This window comes from Arthrobacter sp. Soil762 (assembly GCF_001428335.1).
Classification (GTDB): Bacteria; Actinomycetota; Actinomycetes; order Actinomycetales; family Micrococcaceae; genus Arthrobacter.
Genome location: NZ_LMSG01000008.1, coordinates 1 through 16600, shown reverse-complemented (window position 1 = coordinate 16600; position 16600 = coordinate 1). Strand labels below are relative to the sequence as shown.

The window sequence follows — 16600 nt, the reverse complement described above, 5'->3', positions numbered from 1 at the left end:
GGACTCAAACAGGTTTGTCCCGGTCCCGTATCGTTGACTCTGATGATTAGCAGACGCGACGCGGCAATTGCCCTTGATGTACCGATGGAAATGGCCCAGCGCCATGGCATCCCGAAACGACTGACCGAGGCGGAGCTGGGCGAAATCCTGGACAACCCACCGGCATGGTTGATCCAGTCGCGGGCCAACCGGACCGGCAAGCGTCCGGTCTGGGTGCACCTGGAATGTGCCGTCTGCGGCTACGAGGAAGCGGCCCGGCCCAAAAAATGGTGGCCGGAATTCACGTATGTGGTGTGCGAGCACCATGCCCCGGATGAGGTGCCGCCGCTGCGGCCGGGCCTCATCAGGAGCGAGTTCGACGGCGTCGGGACCCGTTTCGTGGGCATCGCGGACGTTGCAGTTCCGGACTGATCCGGGGCATTACATTCGGGGCTGAACAGGCGTATTTTACGAAGTGGGACGCAGCCCGTCCCCCGTTGTAAGGAGCACGCCATGCCGGACAAGTCACCACACCAGCAGCTGCACAAGAAGCCGGTCAAAACCATCAAGGAAAAACGCGCGGAAAAGAAGGCCAAGAGCCCGGTTGAAGGCCCGCAGGACCCAGTAGCGCACCTGAAGAAGCGCCGGTAGCGGTTTACCCGCTCCCGGCCATCTCTTCGGGCACTGCCACAATGTCCACTTCCTGGCCGTCCCTCAGCACTCGAATCGGCAGCGGCTGGCCGATCGCATCGGCGAACAGCAGCTTCTGCAGGCTCTCGGCGTTGCTGACGGGGCGGCTTCCGGCTGTCAGGATGACGTCACCCGCCCGCAGGCCCCCGCGGTCTGCAGGCGAACCGGCCAGAACCTCCACCACGCGCAGCCCGTCCCGTTGTCCCGTCCTGATCACCGCGCTGGCATTGAGCCGGAAAGGTGTGCTGACCACGCCGAGATAAGCCCGCCTGACACGGCCGTCCTTCAGCAGCGCTGAGATGATGCGCCGCGTGGTGGTGTTGATGGGCACGGCCAGGCCCAGCCCCGCTCCGGCCACTGCGGTGTTAATTCCCACGATGCGGCCGCGCGTATCGGCCAGTGCTCCGCCGGAACTGCCGGCATTGAGTGCTGCGTCGGTTTGGATGACGTCCTCGATCACGCGCCGGTTGCCACTGGACCACACCGGAATGGCACGGCCCAGGCCGCTGACCACACCCGCTGTAACTGATCCGGCCAAGCCCAGCGGATTTCCCACCGCAATGACCAGCTGGCCCACGCGCAACGTCTCGGCATCGCCGAACTGCGCCGGGGCCACTTTCGGTGCCCTGCCGTGGACCACGGCGAGGTCGGACAAAGGATCCGCCCCCACCAGTTCAAGATCGGTCCTGCTGCCGTCAGCAAAGGCGGCATGCCCTTGGTGTGTGCCGGCTACGACGTGTGAATTGGTGAGGAGGTAGCCGTCTTCCGTGAAGAGCACCGCCGAGCCGGCACCCATGTGGAAACGGCCGTTGCGTCGGTTGCCGGTCATTTCAATGGCCGCAACGTGCGGGGTGACCGTCTCAGCCACGCGCATGACGGTCTCCGAATACGAGTCCAGCGGACCGTCGTCGGCCGCTGCAATGTTGGGTTCCTGCGCCTGTTCCATGGCGCACCTCCTGGCTGGTGTTGCTGCCTCCGGCTTCCATATCTGCTGCTGCGCCGGAGCCTACTGGGGACAACCACACGGTGGCGCCCGGTAGTCCCGGAACGGCTACGCCGTGGGTGAACAGGGCTCAACACGGCGCTTAAATGCCAGAAGACCCGGATGCGGGGTCCGGGCCTTCTGGCAATGTCTTGCGACATTCAAAATGTGGAGATGGGGGGAATTGAACCCCCGTCCGATGTTGTGTTAACAGGGCTTCTCCGGGCGCAGTTTGCGTCGGATTTTCTCGGCCCCAGCCCTCCTGCAAACAGGTGGCTGATCCGGGCCCAGTCATCTAAGAGTCCCGTTTGCCCCGATGACGGAGGCAAGCAGCAGTGGCTATCTAAATGACGCCAGGATCCGGGGCAATAGCAACCTCGGGCTGACGGACTGTCTTACTGCTTAGGCAGCGAGAGCGAAGTCAGTGCGGTTTGATTTGGCACTTATTGGTTTGCAGACAGCGTTTACGAGATAATTCTGCATCCTCGGCCCGCTTCACCTGTCGCGACTAACATCGTCGAAACCGATCATCCCCGTATTTTGTTTTCAAACCGGCCGGGCTGTGCACGCACAAATCCCTGCCGGACTACCTATCATAACGCATGCCCGGCGGAAATCATTCCTACCGGCGGTTGCGTTCCCGGACCTCGCGAAGGGCTTCGCGGTTGTCCTGCTGCTCACGCAGGGTCTGGCGTTTGTCGTACTCCCGCTTACCGCGTGCGACACCTATCTCCACCTTGGCCCGGCCATCGAGGAAGTACAGCTGCAGCGGCACCACTGTGAAGCCGGACTCCCGGATCTTCACGGAGATCTTGTTGAGTTCCTCACGGTGCAGCAAAAGCTTCCGACGGCGGCGTGCGGAGTGGTTGGTCCAGCTCCCCTGGTTGTACTCGGGGATATGGATGCCCTCCATCCACAGCTCGTCGTTGTAGAACGTGCAGAAGCCGTCCACCATGGAGGCGTGGCCTTCGCGCAGGGACTTGACTTCGGTCCCCATCAGGGCGATGCCAGCCTCGTACGTGTCGAGCACGTGGTAGTCATGCCGGGCCTTGCGGTTGGTGGCCACAACTTTACGGCCACTTTCTTTGGGCACGGTGGAACTCCTCAGTTCGTGGATCCTGGTTGGCTCCGGCCGTTCCTGCGCGGAGTCATACCAGTGTACGGCAGGTGCGGACCGGCGTTACAGCAGGCGCATCGGGTCGACTGCGGCCCCGTTGAGCCAGGTTTCAAAGTGCGCGTGGCAGCCCGTTGAGTTGCCGGTGCTGCCCGAGTAGGCGATGAGCTGCCCGGCGGAAACCTGCTGGCCGTTGGAGACCACGATGCTGCTGTTGTGGTAAACGATGGTGGTCAGCGAGTTGCCCTGCACCACTCCATGGGAGAGCTTCACCCGCCAGCCGCCGCCGTCAGCGGAGTTCCAGCCTGAGGAGAAGACCTCGCCGGCGGCCGCGGCGTAGACGGGGGTGCCGCAGGCTGCGCCGAAGTCGATGCCGGTGTGGACATATCCGCCCTGCCCGTAGAAATCGATGGTTCCCGGCGGGGTTGACCGCCAGCCGAAGCCGGACGTGATCGGAACGTCACCGGAGAACGGGGACCGCAGGCCAAAGGCCGACGGCGATCCGGTCACCGGGGCGTACGGCTGCTCGGCCTGGCCCTGCGCCCGTGCGGCGGCAGCGGCCGCCTCCGCCAGCCGGCGCTGTTCGGCCTCCCAGGCCTCGCGGAGCCGGCGGTCACGTTCGGCGATTTCGTTGGCAACGGAGTTCTGGCTCGCTGCAACCGCCGCCATTTGGGACTGGATGCCTGGTTTCGCTGCCTGGAGTTCGGCATCAAGGCGCACGGTGTCGGCGATTAGCTGGTCAACCTGGGCCTTCTTGGCAGCCGCCTCGTCACGGGCAGCCTTTTCCCGTTCCAAGGCGGCGTCTGCCTTGGCTTTGAGGTCCCTGATTTCTGCCTCAACGGCTTCGAGCCGGGCCTGCGAGTTCACATTGGTGGCGCTTTGCTGGGACAGCTTGTCCATGGCGGCGTTCTGGCTGCGCATGGCCTGGTCTGCGAGGTCCATGGTGTCGGTCAGGCTGCCGCCGTTGTTTGCCCCGAAGAAGAGGGTCAGGTTCGACGGCACGCCTCCGGACTTGTAGGCCTGTGTGGCGATCTGGCCGATCAGTTTCTTGGTGTCCGCGATCTTCTGCTTGTCAGCCTCAAGCTGCTGGGTGATTTTGGCCTTATTCTGCTGTGCAAGGTCAACCCGCGCCGTCAGGGCTTCGACTTCCTTGACCGCACTGGCCACGCGCCCCTGGGCCTCCAGGAGTGCCTGCTGGGCGCCCGGCAGCTGGCCTTGATAGATCACCAGGTCGCCGGCGGCCTTCGCGATGCGGGAGTCCACGAATTCCAGGGACTGCTGAACCCGGGCCGCCTCAGCTTCGAGCGCGGCACGCTTGTCATCGAGCTCATCGGCGTGCGCCACCGGGGCTGACGCACCCATGCTGGCGGCGAGGAGCAGGGCCAGGACGCCGCTGATCAGGCCGGCGCGGCGGCCCGCAGGTCGCCGGCGTTCGGCCCGGTGTCGGGGCGCAGTTCGGTGCAATTCGTTCATCAGGATTCCTTGTTCGGTTTGCACAGCCTAGACCTTCAAATATCTGCGTAAGGTCAAGAGCGACGAAATTCCTGCCAAAGATCCGCCAAGGATCAGCAAGGCCGGCGCAAGAATGAGCGTCTGGCCCGGCGAGATAAACGCCGTATCCGGATACTGCTTGGACAGGTACTCGCCCAGGAAGAAGTGCGCCACCGCCCACAGCGTGCCGGATGCCAGGGCGGCGCCGATCACCGCCGCAATCACCCCTTCAAGGATGAACGGCAGCTGGATCACGATCTTGGACGCGCCCACCAGGCGCATGATCCCGGTTTCGCGGCGGCGGCTGAAGGCCGAGAGCCGGATGGTGGTGGCGATCAGGAGAATGGCACAGATAATCATCACGCCGGCGATGCTGACCGCAACCAGGGAGGCGGCATTCATGGCCGAGAAGAGCCGCTCCAGCAGCTGGCGCTGGTCAATGACGGTTTCGACGCCCGGCTGCGAGGAGAACGTCTCGCTGATGATCTGGTATTTTTCCGGATCCTTCATGTTGATGCGGAACGATGAAGGGAGCTGGTCCGGCGTGACGGAATCCACGATCGGAGAATTCGAGAACTGTTCCTTGAAGTGCTTGTAGGCGTCTTCCTTGGACTCGAACTGGAAATCGTTGACGTATTGGGCCACGGCGGGTGATTCGAGCAGGGTCTGCAGGTTGTCCTGCTGCTCCGGCGTGACCGGCCCGGTGGCGCAACCGGCCGCCGTCGAACCGTCACTGCAGAGGAAGATGGCAACCTGGACTTTGTCGTACCAGTAGCCCTTCATCTGGTTGATCTGGAGCTGCAGCATGCCTGCGGCACCCACGAATGTCAGTGAGACAAAGGTGACCAGGATGACCGAGACCACCATGGAAACGTTGCGGCGCAGTCCGCTGCCGATTTCGCCGAGGACAAAGGCGATCCTCATCGCTGCTCCTCCCCTACGCCCGGATTGCGTTCCCCTGATGCGGGCGGCTGGGATTCGTCCCGGCCGCTGGCGTCCCTGAGCCGGCGGGACTGGCCCACCACGGGGATCATGGAGGTATACAAAGCTTTGGCCTCGTCGCGGATGACGATGCCGTTCCTGAGCTCTACAACGCGCTTGCGCATCTCGTTGACGATGTCGTCGTCGTGCGTGGCCATGACCACCGTGGTGCCGTTCTGGTTGATCTTGTCCAGCACGCCCATGATGCCCATGGAGGTGGTGGGGTCCAGGTTGCCGGTGGGTTCATCGGCGAGGAGGATGCCGGGGCGGTTGACTACCGCACGGGCGATGGCCACACGCTGCTGCTCGCCGCCGGAAAGCTCATGCGGAAGGCGGTTTTCCTTGCCTTCCAGGCCCACGGTCTTCAGGACTTCGGGGACGGTGTCGCGGATGACGCTGCGGCTCTTGCCGATGACCTGCATCGCGAAGGCTACGTTGGCGAACACGCTCTTCTGCGGAAGGAGCCGGAAGTCCTGGAAGACCACGCCGATGCCGCGGCGGAGCCTGGGCACGCGCCAGCTGGAGATCTTGGCGACGTTTTGCCCGGCGACGTACACTGCGCCCGAGGAGGCCCGGTCTTCCTTCAGCACGAGCCGCAGGAAGGTGGACTTTCCGGATCCGGAAGCGCCGACGAGGAAGGCAAATTCACCACGGTCAATCTCAAGGCTGACATCGTCCAGCGCAGGCCGGGCCGTCTGGTCGTAGACCTTGGTGACATTTTCGAATCGGATCATGGCCCTAATTACCCTGCAGGGCAGGGCTGATACAGCCCAGATCTGCAGCCGGCGCACGGGCATTCGTTTGGGGGAAGTTGAGCTCCGGCTCCTCGACCATACACAGTCTTTTGGCCGGTTTTTGGGGGCTTCGGGGGTGTGTCGCGCGATCAGGCCTACCGGGCAGGCGCAGCAGGTGCTTACTTTGCGGCGTTCCGGTTGTCGGTGCGCCAGCGGATCCCGGCGTCGATGAAGTCGTCAATTTCGCCGTCGAATACCGCGGAGGTGTTGCCCACCTCGTGTTCGGTACGGAGATCCTTGACCATCTGGTACGGGTTCAGGACGTAGGAGCGCATCTGATCGCCCCAGGATGCCTTGACATCGCCGGCGAACGCCTTCTTTTCGGCGTCCTCCTGCTCCTTCTTCAGGAGAAGGAGCCGGGACTGCAGGACCCGCAGGGCTGCTGCCCGGTTCTGGAGCTGCGACTTTTCGTTCTGCATGGACACCACCGTGCCGGTGGGGATGTGGGTGAGGCGCACGGCGGAGTCTGTAGTGTTAACGGACTGCCCGCCGGGGCCGGAGGACCTGAACACGTCCACCCGGATCTCGTTGTCCGGGATGTCGATGGAGTCCGTTGACTCGATAAGAGGAATGACCTCGACGGCGGCGAAGGACGTCTGGCGGCGGCCCTGGTTGTCGAACGGGCTGATCCGCACCAGGCGGTGGGTTCCGGCTTCGACGCTGAGAGTGCCGAACGCATACGGTGCCTTGACTTCGAACGTTGCGGACTTCAGTCCCGCCTCCTCGGCGTAGGAGGTGTCCATGACGGTGGTGGGGTACCCGTGGCGTTCGGCCCAGCGCAGGTACATACGCATCAGCATTTCGGCGAAGTCTGCAGCGTCAACGCCGCCGGCTCCTGCCCTGATGGACACCACGGCTTCACGTTCGTCGTACTCACCGGAAAGCAAGGTCACCACTTCGAGTTCCTTCAGGGCTTTCCGGATGGACTCCAGCTCCGTTGCGGCTTCGCCCATGGAATCGGCGTCGTCCTCGTCCTGGCCAAGCTCCACCAGCACTTCCAGGTCATCGATCCGCGACACCAGCTTGTTCAGCCGCTCCAGCTCGGTCTGGCGGTGCGACAGGCGGGAGGTGATCTTCTGCGCCGCGGCGGGGTCATCCCACAGGTCCGGTTCGCCGGCACGTTCGCTCAGTTCGGCGATGTCTTCCTTCAGAGCCTCAACATCGCTGACTTGCTCGATGGAGGTGTAGGTGGCGCGAAGAGCGCGGATTTCTGCGGAAAAATCAATATTGGCCATGGTTGTTTAAGCCTACGCTATCCGGCAGAGTGCCGGACTTCCCTGTTTCCGCTCATCGGGTGAGCCTGGAACGGGCCGTGGAGGCCGCTTCAATCCTGATGCCATCAGGCACCAGAAAGTTCACCATCGGCGGGTGGACAACTGCGCTGAGAACCACGACGGCGGTGGACCCGTCAGGGCTGCCGGTCGCCGCTGAAACGGCTAGCCCATCGAACCTGACCGACGAGGGGCTCCGGGCGATAAAGTCGGCCGCGACGGTGCGGACGCGGCCAGAACCCAGTACGGCTGAGGGACTTCCGCCCTCTCCCCCGACCTCGCCCAACGTGTAGCTGCCGGCGGCGGCCAGCGAGGCGCCGTCGGCCAGTGACAACAGCCGCTTGTGTTCGAGGTAGACGCTGGAGATGCCGATGACCACCGTGACCACCAGCAGTGCCAGGGCGACGTAGCCGACGATCATGACGATCATCTGTCCGTCCTCACCTGAATCGCTGGGCGTGGCTTCGGGGATCTCTTTGGGTATCGCTTTGTGCGTCACCTTCGGGTCACCGGAACCTGCCCACCAGTTGCGTGGACGAGGCCTCGACTTCGCTGGCCTTGAGCCTGAAGTCCTCGTTGAACGGCACGAAGGGCAGCGTCACAGTGAGGTTGACGGTGACGGTGACGGCCGTGCCCGCAGCCTGGCAGTCGGCAGGGTCGCAGCGGGTGGATACGCGTGCCTGCCCGGCATCGTGACCGAAGTCCGCGAGGGCGATGAGGGCCGCCTGTTCGGCGGCCGCCTGCGCCGACGGTGCATCCGGCTGGGCCACGAACACCTTCGCGGCCTGGTCAGCGGCGCCGACCACGGCAAAGGACCCGCCCTGGATCTGGCCCACGGTGATGATGAAGTAGACGAGCGGGACCATCAGGAGCAGTGCGAGGAACGTGAATTCGACCACCGCGCTCCCCTCTTCCCTCGATCCCTCGCTAAGTGCCTCTCGGCATTTTCGGCGGAGGCCGGAACGCCAGGCGTTATGGCTGGATGGCCGCATGGCCTTTCACCTCCAGCAGGTCGCGGGGTCCGATCAGCCCGATGACGGGCATGGGAGCCTTGATGGTCACTTCCAAGGTCCGCAAGCCTTGGAACGTCACTTCGGCAGTTGTGATGTCCTGCCCGAACTCAGCGTTCAGGGCAGTGTCGATGAGGGTCGCCGCCCGTTCTTGGGCATCTGACGCTCCCCGGTCTGCGAGCGTTCCATAGCGTGCACCTGAGGCGGCGGCGTCGATCAGTGTGTTGCGGACGTGTAGAACCAGCGTGAGCTGGATTATCGCCAGGAAAAACATGGTGAGCAGCCCGCCAACCATGACGAAGTCCACTACGGCGGAGCCACGTTCATTCGTGTGCCAGCCCGGATTGGCGCCGTCTCTGGACCGGCACGGTTCCCGGCTGGGCATGCACTGGCCGGCACCCTGCATGGTCTTACTTTCCGACCTTGTCCATGGCCTGGTTGAACATCGTTTCGAGGGCCGGGCCGGCGAGAGCCAGCAACGCCGCCACCAAGACTGCGGACATTAAGGTGATCATCACCCACGTATGGATGTTTCAGTGCTACATTTGTCTTATGGACAAGATTGCTGTATACGCGAGGATCAGCCAAGACAAGACAGGCGCCGGCATGGCTGTTGAGAACCAGCTAGCCGCCATCAAGTCCTGGGCCGAGAAGCACAACCATCAACTAGGCACGGTATATAAGGACAACGACCTGTCCGCTACCTCAGGCAAGGTCAGACCAGCCTTTGAGCAGTTGCTACTAGACAAGCCCAAAGCTGTGGTCGTCTGGCATCAGGACCGACTGTTGAGGATCAGCAAGGACCTAGAACGAGTCCTAGACACAGAGATGACTGTCTACTCAGTTGTGGCAGGCTCACTGGACCTCTCAACCCCTCAAGGCAGGGCAGTCGCTCGAACCGTCACCGCTTGGAACACCTATGAGGGTGAACAGAAGGCAGCAAGGCAGAAGCTAAGGAGTAAGGCTGACGCTGAGAAAGGTCTCTGGCACTTCGCCCGCCCAGTCTTCGGGAATGACCGTAAGACAGGTGCACTGATAGAAGCTGAAGCTTCGGCTATCAGGGAAGCAGCCAAGAAGATAGCTGATGGAACATCGACGTTCTTCCTCACAGCCAAGGACTGGAACACTCGTGGTCTTCTCACTCCACAGACCCAGGGTGAATGGACTCCTGGAACTGTCAGAAACTTCTTCCTGTCTGAGCGGTTGATAGGTAAGCGAACGTATGAAGGCGTGACTTACACCCTTGAAGGATGGGAACCGATCCTTGATGAAGAGACGTGGACTCAGGTTCAGACCTATATAGACAGTCTGCGGACTGGAGCTAGAGGGGTCAGAACAACCTCCTTCCAACACCTGCTGTCAGGCATAGCTGAATGTGGGGTTTGCGGGCGAAAGATGAACATCTCGTATAGAGGGCAAAGGCAGGGCGGAGCGCGGGCATATAAGTGCGTTACTCCGGGACACCTCAGCAGGCAGGCGGACAAGCTCGAAGAGTTCATCCTGAATGACTTCCTGATGGACTTCACTCCTGAGACGGATGCTCTACTCAATCCAGCAGGCACCAGTGACGCATTAGCAGGCCTACGAGCTCTCAGAATCCAGATGGTTAATAAGCATGAGCAATGGATTACAGAAGCTCTCACAGAGTCACTGAGCCCTTCGATCATCAAAGCTAAGGAAGCCAACCATGAACGTGAGATGCATGGAATTGGTACCCAGATTATGGAATACGAAGCAGAGAACCTATTCTCAGGACTGGTCTGGGATCCTAAGGGTGAATCGATATTTGAGTTAGCTCAAGGCCTGCAAGCCTTCAATCTGGAAGTAAGGAAGCGATGGGATGTCATTACGACTGAACGTAAGCGACGGATCGTCTCTGCTATCTACTCCAAGATCGTTATTCATAAGGGAACGCAAGGTAAAAGGTTCGATTCAAACCTTGTAGAACTGACCAGAACAGAGCTTGGGGAGAAGCTAAGAACTTTCTAAGTAAAAACTAAAGGCCCTCGAATTCCTTATAAACAAAGGGATTTGGGGGCTTTTTCATGTCTAAAATACAGGTGCATTTACGGTTTATCTGTTTTAGTAGCATAATATTAACTTATAAGCAAAACAACTTATATAAACAGGAGAATTGAAATGGCACTTAAAGGACAGCTTGTGGGAATACCAAAGCCAAAAGAATCAATACTTAGAGGACGAGTGACTCAATTAATCACTGGTCTAGACCGAATGAAAGCACGTCACATACGTGAAGTTGAAGGTCATCATGCACGAATTGTCAAACTCAAGGAATCATATAAAAAGCTTGGCACACTAAAAGCACCAAAAGACATAACGGATCGAGTTGAAGCTGGGATTAAAGGAAATATCTCACAGCTAATAGTTGGCTTAGACAAAATGGCAGCTCGTCACCAACGTGAATTAGAAGTACAGCACGACAGAATCGCAGTAGCACAAGTGAACTATGAAAAATTCCTCAAAGAACAGGACAACAAATAATGAGTTACGAACCAATCCAAGAACGAATTGATTTTGAAGAAGCGAAGCTTGCCAAATTAATTGAAGATACCAAAGTCACACAAGAGCTACTAAAAGACCTCAAGAAAGAACTTAGCGAGATAGAGCCGGAGAAGTTGTTAAAGACTAGAAAGTCCGATCTACTCCCACTCGTGGAAGTAAGGGAAGACGAAGATGGTGGCGAGACATTAATCTTCACCGATGGTTATTCTACTAAACTCCATCAAGTCCGTAAGCCGAAAGAAGAGGAAGAAAAGTAAATGAAGAAGTTCATTGTATTGGCAATCGCGGGGCTACTCCTTACAGGCTGTGCTCCAGTAGAGAAGGTTCAAGAAGAACCCACCGGTTTTAATGATAAGCAGTATAAAGAATGTGTTGCTGATAAAACTCTTAGATATATCATCAAATACGGCAATGATGAATACTCAAAGTATGAACACAAAGTAGATAAGAGTATTGCCGAGAGTTGTACTAAGCTAGTAATACTAGGGGAAAAGTAATTGGGGCATAGAAAAGCCCTCGCCGTAACAAACGAGGGCTTTTCCGGGGGTTGTGATTGATTAGATCACTATATTCACCTTGGAGAGGATAAGAAGGCAACATATCAGGGGGTAGAAAGTTCGAAAGAAGACCCTTGCGATACGAAAACAACTATAGGATAATTATATCCTATAAAATAATACGATGTGAAAGGCCGATAATGGCTAATATGAATCCAGAAACACAAGCCTTGGAGCAGGCTAACAAGAAGCTTCCAATCAGTACGTGGGCGTACCATCTAATTGATAAACAAGGTAAAGAAACTGACTTCAATCATGGACTAAAGCATCTACCTAAGTCTGAGGTCTGGGCTGCAAGAGCTATTGCAAGGATGTTCAAGAACTATTTAACTTATGATAAAAACCTTGAGCAATGGTACTTCTGGAATGGTGTTGTCCACATGCCTTGCACAGGAGATGGATTAGTTATCAAGATCATTAAAGATTATTATGATGCCACTGTTGCAGCTATTCAGATACTCGAGACAATAATCAAAATTGAAGATAGTGAAAAGATCCGAAAAGATATGAACTTTAAGCTCAAGGACTACAAGTGGTTTAGAGATTCATTATCTAAAACATCAGGTTACAAGAGCTTAGTTGCCAACCTCAAGACTGAAGTAGATGTACAGGACAACCACTATGACCAGGACAAGGACTACATAGTCTTTTCAGATGGACAAGTGATTGACCTCAGTACACCAGGATTTGATTTAGAAGCTCCTGATCCTAAGAGACCAGTAACCAAGCACCTTGCTGTTGCTCTTAAAGATGGAGATACCTTAGAAAACAAGAAGCCTGTCAGATGGTTACAGTCCTTAGCCGAGTGGTTGCCTGGTCTTGAAGACGAGCATGAATACTTGCAGACCTGTGCTGGTGCTGCACTCATGGGACAAGGCAAGGCCAAGAACATTCCTACCCTGGTTGGTATCAGTAACACTGGTAAATCTACATACCTCAGAACACTTGAGAAGGTCTTTGGTCACTATGCAGGATCACTCCCCGCAGGTGCCATAGTCCTAAAGCAAGGAACTAACTTTGATCAGTTCAAGGCCAGAGGCAAAAGATTCCTTTATCTTGAAGAACCCTATGAGTCAAAGACAGATGATTCATTCTTCAAGAACCTTGCTGGTGGTGGTGGTTTAGTCTCCACACAGGAGAAGAATAAGAATGCTATTGAATGGAGAGCTCAGTGTGTACTACATATCGGAGCTAACCATGTTCCAAAGATTCAGACCAAAGATGATGCCATCGTGAACCGAGTAAACATCATCAAATTCAATCATGTGTTTGTCCCTGGTGCTGAAGGAACAGTAGACAGTCTAGAAGATGAACTCTTCAATACTGAGGGTGTGGGTATACTTCTCTGGATTCTTGAGGGAGCTAAGAGATACCGAGACCAGGGTGCAATCATTGTCCCTGACTCAGTAAGAGCTAGAGGTCTGGACAATGCCAATAGTGACTCACTTCCTATTACTTGGTTACTTGAAGTCCTAGAGTGTGGATGCTTCCACATGAATGAGGATGGGCCAGCTAACACTTGGGTTGAACCTAAGGATGCATATGCCAGCTTCTCTAACTGGATGGAGAAGCAGAATGAGAAACACAGCATCTCCACAATCAAGTGGAAGAAGGAAATCAATAGATACCTCTGCACACCTGAAGACAAAATCAATGCCAAGTCTGATGGTAAGAGATACATCTGGAAGGTCACTAAAAGTGCCAAAACTGGCACCTGGTGTGAGCATGCACTTGATGCAGATAAATTTGCAGCCAATGGGTATATCAAAGTTCCTGTTGGAAACTCAAATTAATGGCACTAAAGTGCCTAGCAAGTGACAACTATTTTGAAAGATGGCACTCTCAAATTCCTTACAAATAAAGGGATAAAGATAAGAAAAGTGCCAAAGTGCCAAGTATTTAATAAATAAATACATAAATAACAAAGTACCTATTAGATTACATATATATATGGTGTAGCTTAACTGAAAAAAGTTGGCACTTTGGCACTCCACTAAAAAAGACTTAAATGACTCTAGACAAAAGATGCTTATCATACACATCTCAAACAGGAGTCATCATGGAAGAACTAAGAGCGACAAAAGAAGCATTGATCAAGGCACAGCTACAAATCATATGGATGGGGTTTGTGATCAACTACCCTGATCATGCCAAGACCAATGGAACGGTAAAATAAGTGGAGTACATAATAATAACAGCAGGCCTATATCTCGCACAAGAAATCATACGGGAGATACATAATGTGAAACAGATACGAGGTAGACATGCAGTTGATCATCTACCTGATAACAATGCCGGACCACATACAGATAATGTTGTGGATCATAGGACTGCAGATCATCGTATTGATGTACCTTAAGACAATCAATAAGTAGTACCCGCACACGATGTGCAACCTGAAGCGACAGGAGAAACGCACGACGACATAACGACGCTGAATTAGATAGGCATCGTTATGTCACCCAGTAATTACAGTACGTATACCAGTAAGCGCGCAGCATCCGCACGTAAGACTGTTGAGGCAATGCTTCCAGCACCGTGTTATAGATGCGGCCGAGTAGTAACCAAGGATATGAAGTGGGAAGCAGACCATCCCATATCCCGAGTAGTAGCAGACCAGCTGGGTATCTCAGCTGAAGACCAGGACCGCAGTGTCCTACCCGCTCACGCAAGTTGTAATCATAAAGCCGGAGCGGTACTCAGCAACCAACGTAAGGCAGCAGTCAAAGCTGAATCAAAAATAATTCAGCGAGTCGAGCGACCTCAACTTAGTTTTTCTGAGGAAGCGACCAATACCCCGGCTGCTGCCCCACAGAATCTCCCTCTAGAAGCGTCTGAAGGCACCTCTGATGACGTATAGAGCCGAACCTAGATACTTCTCAGCCGTACCAGAAACGGACATCTCTGCGGCCCATATGGCAGCCGAGAAGATGAACATCTTTCTCTTCCCCCAGGGTGAGCAGGTCGCGAGCCTCCTTGAAGCCAAAAATGAAGACGGCACTCCGCTTTATCCCGCGGCCGTGATCATGATGGGTCGTCGAGCTACAAAGACTTCAAGCATCCAGGCAACACTGTTAGGCCGCTGTCTCACGATCCCTGGTTACCGAATTATCTCAACTGCCCAAAACGGTTCCATGGCGTCACAGTTCCTCGCCGAGCTCGGCAGCACTTTGGAAAGCACATGGCCTGATGAGAACTCACGCCCATTCAAGTTTTACAAATCAAACGGAAATATTCGCATTGTCTTTGAGAACGGGAGTCAGTGGAAGTGCACTAAACCTCTCGCTGATGGCTTCCGAGGCAGCTACGCCGACTGCATTCTGATCGATGAAGCTGGAGAACTGGACCCTAAAACGTCTGAAGACTTGGTCGCCGGCGCCCTTCCTGTACTCGCTACCAGACCAAACGCGCAGATAATCATCACTGGTACTCCCCCAAAGGTGCGAGATGGCATCCTCTGGGACTACCTACAAGCAGGCCGTAAAGGTACAGACGAGCTCGGAATCCTCGATTACTCGATGCGACCAGACCAGGACGCAACAGATGAATCGTTGTGGTGGGAGATTTACCCTGGTCTGAGCTCAGGACTGGTCAAGCTCAGCTTCCTTCGTAAGGCTTTCGAAACTCAGGGACTGTTGTCCTTTAGCCGAGAGTTCTTGTGCCTTGATCCTGTAGCCGCATCCATTAGAGCAATCCCTGAAGAGGACTGGCTAGCAACACAGGTAGAGAATCTGCTTGAACTGCCTAAAGATAACTACGCTGTGGCCTTCGATATTGCCCAGGATGGTTCCTCAGCAGCTGTTGCGGTTGCTTGGTACACCTCAGACGGACAACCTCACGTGCAGGTTCTCCAGCACAAAGCCTCTTTCAGCTGGATGCCAATGTACTTGGGCAAGCTTTTGACCAGCCAAAAGGGACTTGAAGTTGGCTTTGATTCAATCGGTAATAACCTTTCGGTCTTCCAAACGATCCAGAGAATGAAGCAGGTCCCTAAGCAGGGTCTCCGTGCAATGACGATGAAGGAAGTTTCGAGTGGTGTCGCGCTCATGACTTCTCACATTTCAGATCATGCCTTGGTCCATGCAAAGGACCCATCCTTGGACACTGCCGCAGCTGAGGTTGCATTCCGCTACGTCTCAGATAGCCGTCTCTTCGGACGTAGACAGTCCAGTACGGATATCTCACCGTTGATTGCCGCTTCTAATGCTTTGTTCCTAGCAGCCGGAAAGAGCCATTCAGGTGCCTACAAGAAGCGCCAGGTTATTCTTCTATAAACAGTCCTTACTAAATAACAAGATATAATTGAATTAATGGTTTAGTAACACTGACATGCGACGAAAACCATTAGCGTGGGAACCGATTTAATCCATAAGCTGCTTCGGTTCCCACGTTCCAAATGACGAATGATGATAACAATCACTATTTGTCATGGAGTCACATTGGGAATTTTTAGTAAGCTCAGCTATAACGCAGCTACGGGTTACCCAGTAACACCTTTCACAAATCTTTTCTCACCATCAACTCTTGCCTTAGCCGTCTTTCCGGATGTAGACACAAGTCTTTTCCCGGTCGATGCAGGCACCGCATTAACTGTTCCAGCAGTCGCTCGCGGTATTCAAATCTTCTCTTCTGTGGGTTCACGCTTACCACTCGTTGCTACGGATAACGAAGGAAATGCGTTTGAGCTGCCATTACTCAACCGTACCCAGGGTGCGATTACTCCACAGAAGAGAACAGCTTCGATCATTCAGGACCTCATCTTCTATAACCACGCTGTTGTTGAAGTAGAACGTGATGCGAATGGTTATGTCCAGTCATTCAGCCACGTGCCTATTTGGTTATGGTCCGTTAGTTCCAAGGGTGACATTCTCGTCGAAGGCAAAGACACTCCTACAGGCAAGTTCATTTACATTCCTTCACTTCTGCCAGCCGGCTTCTTAGAAGTTGCCAGGGACTCAGTACGTCAGTACCGAAACATCACGCAGACAATCAACAACCGCACGGCCACACCAGAGCCAGTAATCATTGTTGCTGAGACTGAGGATGTATCTCCTACTGAACAGGAGATTGACGACGCCATTGTGAGCCTCACAAGCGCCCTCCAGTCCAAGTGAGTATTTGATGCCTTGAGAGCCACCCAATCTTGCGCTTCAGAGCCACCGATCGTGCGGAAGAGAGCCAGTGGTGGTGTGCCTGGGAGCCACTGGC

18 protein-coding genes and 1 other RNA gene are annotated in these 16600 nt (G+C 55.4%); 9 read left to right on the top strand and 10 right to left on the bottom strand.

The window, feature by feature from the left end:
* The first annotated feature begins 42 nt into the window (after positions 1-42).
* Positions 43-411 carry a hypothetical protein gene (locus ASG77_RS07415; RefSeq protein WP_056343264.1) on the top strand — a complete coding sequence of 123 codons (369 nt, stop codon included), beginning with the start codon at positions 43-45 and terminating at the stop codon, positions 409-411.
* Between the two features lie 81 nt (positions 412-492).
* Entirely contained in the window at positions 493-630 is a 138-nt protein-coding gene (locus ASG77_RS22205) for a hypothetical protein (RefSeq protein ID WP_167349845.1), read from the top strand.
* 4 nt (positions 631-634) lie between these two features.
* Here ASG77_RS22205 and ASG77_RS07410 read toward each other — a convergent pair whose 3' ends face one another.
* The 10 genes from ASG77_RS07410 to ASG77_RS07370 form a co-directional block, all read right to left on the bottom strand.
* Positions 635-1615, bottom strand: coding sequence for a S1C family serine protease (locus ASG77_RS07410; protein WP_056343261.1), 981 nt, complete (start codon positions 1613-1615; stop codon positions 635-637).
* A 202-nt stretch (positions 1616-1817) separates the two neighbouring features.
* Positions 1818-2186: a transfer-messenger RNA gene (ssrA, locus tag ASG77_RS21180) on the bottom strand.
* An 87-nt stretch (positions 2187-2273) separates the two neighbouring features.
* Entirely contained in the window at positions 2274-2744 is a 471-nt protein-coding gene (smpB, locus tag ASG77_RS07405) for an SsrA-binding protein SmpB (protein ID WP_056343258.1), read from the bottom strand.
* 87 nt (positions 2745-2831) lie between these two features.
* Positions 2832-4238, bottom strand: coding sequence for a peptidoglycan DD-metalloendopeptidase family protein (locus ASG77_RS07400; RefSeq protein ID WP_056343255.1), 1407 nt, complete (start codon positions 4236-4238; stop codon positions 2832-2834).
* A 27-nt stretch (positions 4239-4265) separates the two neighbouring features.
* On the bottom strand, positions 4266-5180 hold the full coding sequence (gene ftsX, locus ASG77_RS07395) for a permease-like cell division protein FtsX (protein ID WP_056343252.1): 915 nt from the start codon (positions 5178-5180) through the stop codon (positions 4266-4268).
* Entirely contained in the window at positions 5177-5971 is a 795-nt protein-coding gene (ftsE, locus tag ASG77_RS07390; protein WP_056343249.1) for a cell division ATP-binding protein FtsE, read from the bottom strand. The genes ftsX and ftsE overlap by 4 nt, the downstream gene beginning before the upstream one ends.
* 179 nt (positions 5972-6150) lie before the next feature.
* Positions 6151-7266, bottom strand: coding sequence for a peptide chain release factor 2 (prfB, locus tag ASG77_RS07385; RefSeq protein WP_056343245.1), 1116 nt, complete (start codon positions 7264-7266; stop codon positions 6151-6153).
* A 52-nt stretch (positions 7267-7318) separates the two neighbouring features.
* A complete protein-coding gene (locus ASG77_RS07380; RefSeq protein ID WP_056343242.1) occupies positions 7319-7732 on the bottom strand; it encodes a pilus assembly protein TadG-related protein in 414 nt (137 codons plus the stop codon).
* Positions 7733-7808: 76 nt separating this feature from the next.
* Complete coding sequence (locus tag ASG77_RS07375) at positions 7809-8201, bottom strand: hypothetical protein (protein WP_056343240.1); 393 nt, start codon at positions 8199-8201, stop codon at positions 7809-7811.
* 73 nt (positions 8202-8274) lie between these two features.
* A complete protein-coding gene (locus ASG77_RS07370; protein WP_056343356.1) occupies positions 8275-8697 on the bottom strand; it encodes a TadE family protein in 423 nt (140 codons plus the stop codon).
* A gap of 167 nt (positions 8698-8864) precedes the next feature.
* On the opposite strand from ASG77_RS07370, the gene ASG77_RS07360 reads away from it, so the two are divergent.
* The 7 genes from ASG77_RS07360 (at position 8865) to ASG77_RS21745 (ending at position 16506) form a co-directional block, all read left to right on the top strand.
* Complete coding sequence (locus ASG77_RS07360; RefSeq protein ID WP_162254922.1) at positions 8865-10301, top strand: recombinase family protein; 1437 nt, start codon at positions 8865-8867, stop codon at positions 10299-10301.
* A gap of 150 nt (positions 10302-10451) precedes the next feature.
* Positions 10452-10814 (top strand): hypothetical protein, encoded by a 363-nt coding sequence (locus tag ASG77_RS21755; protein WP_156380220.1) that lies wholly within the window; start codon positions 10452-10454, stop codon positions 10812-10814.
* The gene (locus tag ASG77_RS07355) at positions 10814-11092 is read left to right on the top strand and encodes a hypothetical protein (protein WP_056343233.1); all 279 of its coding nucleotides are present in this window, start codon (positions 10814-10816) and stop codon (positions 11090-11092) included. The genes ASG77_RS21755 and ASG77_RS07355 overlap by 1 nt, the downstream gene beginning before the upstream one ends.
* The gene (locus ASG77_RS21750; protein ID WP_156380219.1) at positions 11093-11332 is read left to right on the top strand and encodes a hypothetical protein; all 240 of its coding nucleotides are present in this window, start codon (positions 11093-11095) and stop codon (positions 11330-11332) included. It abuts the gene before it with no gap.
* Between the two features lie 209 nt (positions 11333-11541).
* The gene (locus ASG77_RS21175; RefSeq protein WP_162254921.1) at positions 11542-13185 is read left to right on the top strand and encodes a DUF5906 domain-containing protein; all 1644 of its coding nucleotides are present in this window, start codon (positions 11542-11544) and stop codon (positions 13183-13185) included.
* Between the two features lie 1056 nt (positions 13186-14241).
* A complete protein-coding gene (locus tag ASG77_RS07350; RefSeq protein WP_156380217.1) occupies positions 14242-15666 on the top strand; it encodes a hypothetical protein in 1425 nt (474 codons plus the stop codon).
* 129 nt (positions 15667-15795) lie between these two features.
* Positions 15796-16506: a hypothetical protein gene (locus ASG77_RS21745; protein WP_156380216.1), complete on the top strand. Its 711-nt coding sequence runs from the start codon at positions 15796-15798 to the stop codon at positions 16504-16506.
* Positions 16507-16600: the final 94 nt, after the last annotated feature.

Coding starts and splice junctions, on each gene's coding strand:
- ASG77_RS07415 (WP_056343264.1), top strand. CDS start 43: ATGATTAGCAGACGCGACGCGGCAATTGCCCTTGATGTACCGATGGAA.
- ASG77_RS22205 (WP_167349845.1), top strand. CDS start 493: ATGCCGGACAAGTCACCACACCAGCAGCTGCACAAGAAGCCGGTCAAA.
- ASG77_RS07410 (WP_056343261.1), bottom strand. CDS start 1,615: ATGGAACAGGCGCAGGAACCCAACATTGCAGCGGCCGACGACGGTCCG.
- ASG77_RS07400 (WP_056343255.1), bottom strand. CDS start 4,238: ATGAACGAATTGCACCGAACTGCGCCCCGACACCGGGCCGAACGCCGG.
- ftsX (WP_056343252.1), bottom strand. CDS start 5,180: ATGAGGATCGCCTTTGTCCTCGGCGAAATCGGCAGCGGACTGCGCCGC.
- ftsE (WP_056343249.1), bottom strand. CDS start 5,971: ATGATCCGATTCGAAAATGTCACCAAGGTCTACGACCAGACGGCCCGG.
- prfB (WP_056343245.1), bottom strand. CDS start 7,266: ATGGCCAATATTGATTTTTCCGCAGAAATCCGCGCTCTTCGCGCCACC.
- ASG77_RS07380 (WP_056343242.1), bottom strand. CDS start 7,732: ATGATCGTCATGATCGTCGGCTACGTCGCCCTGGCACTGCTGGTGGTC.
- ASG77_RS07370 (WP_056343356.1), bottom strand. CDS start 8,697: ATGCCCAGCCGGGAACCGTGCCGGTCCAGAGACGGCGCCAATCCGGGC.
- ASG77_RS07360 (WP_162254922.1), top strand. CDS start 8,865: ATGGACAAGATTGCTGTATACGCGAGGATCAGCCAAGACAAGACAGGC.
- ASG77_RS21755 (WP_156380220.1), top strand. CDS start 10,452: ATGGCACTTAAAGGACAGCTTGTGGGAATACCAAAGCCAAAAGAATCA.
- ASG77_RS07355 (WP_056343233.1), top strand. CDS start 10,814: ATGAGTTACGAACCAATCCAAGAACGAATTGATTTTGAAGAAGCGAAG.
- ASG77_RS21750 (WP_156380219.1), top strand. CDS start 11,093: ATGAAGAAGTTCATTGTATTGGCAATCGCGGGGCTACTCCTTACAGGC.
- ASG77_RS21175 (WP_162254921.1), top strand. CDS start 11,542: ATGAATCCAGAAACACAAGCCTTGGAGCAGGCTAACAAGAAGCTTCCA.
- ASG77_RS07350 (WP_156380217.1), top strand. CDS start 14,242: ATGACGTATAGAGCCGAACCTAGATACTTCTCAGCCGTACCAGAAACG.
- ASG77_RS21745 (WP_156380216.1), top strand. CDS start 15,796: ATGATGATAACAATCACTATTTGTCATGGAGTCACATTGGGAATTTTT.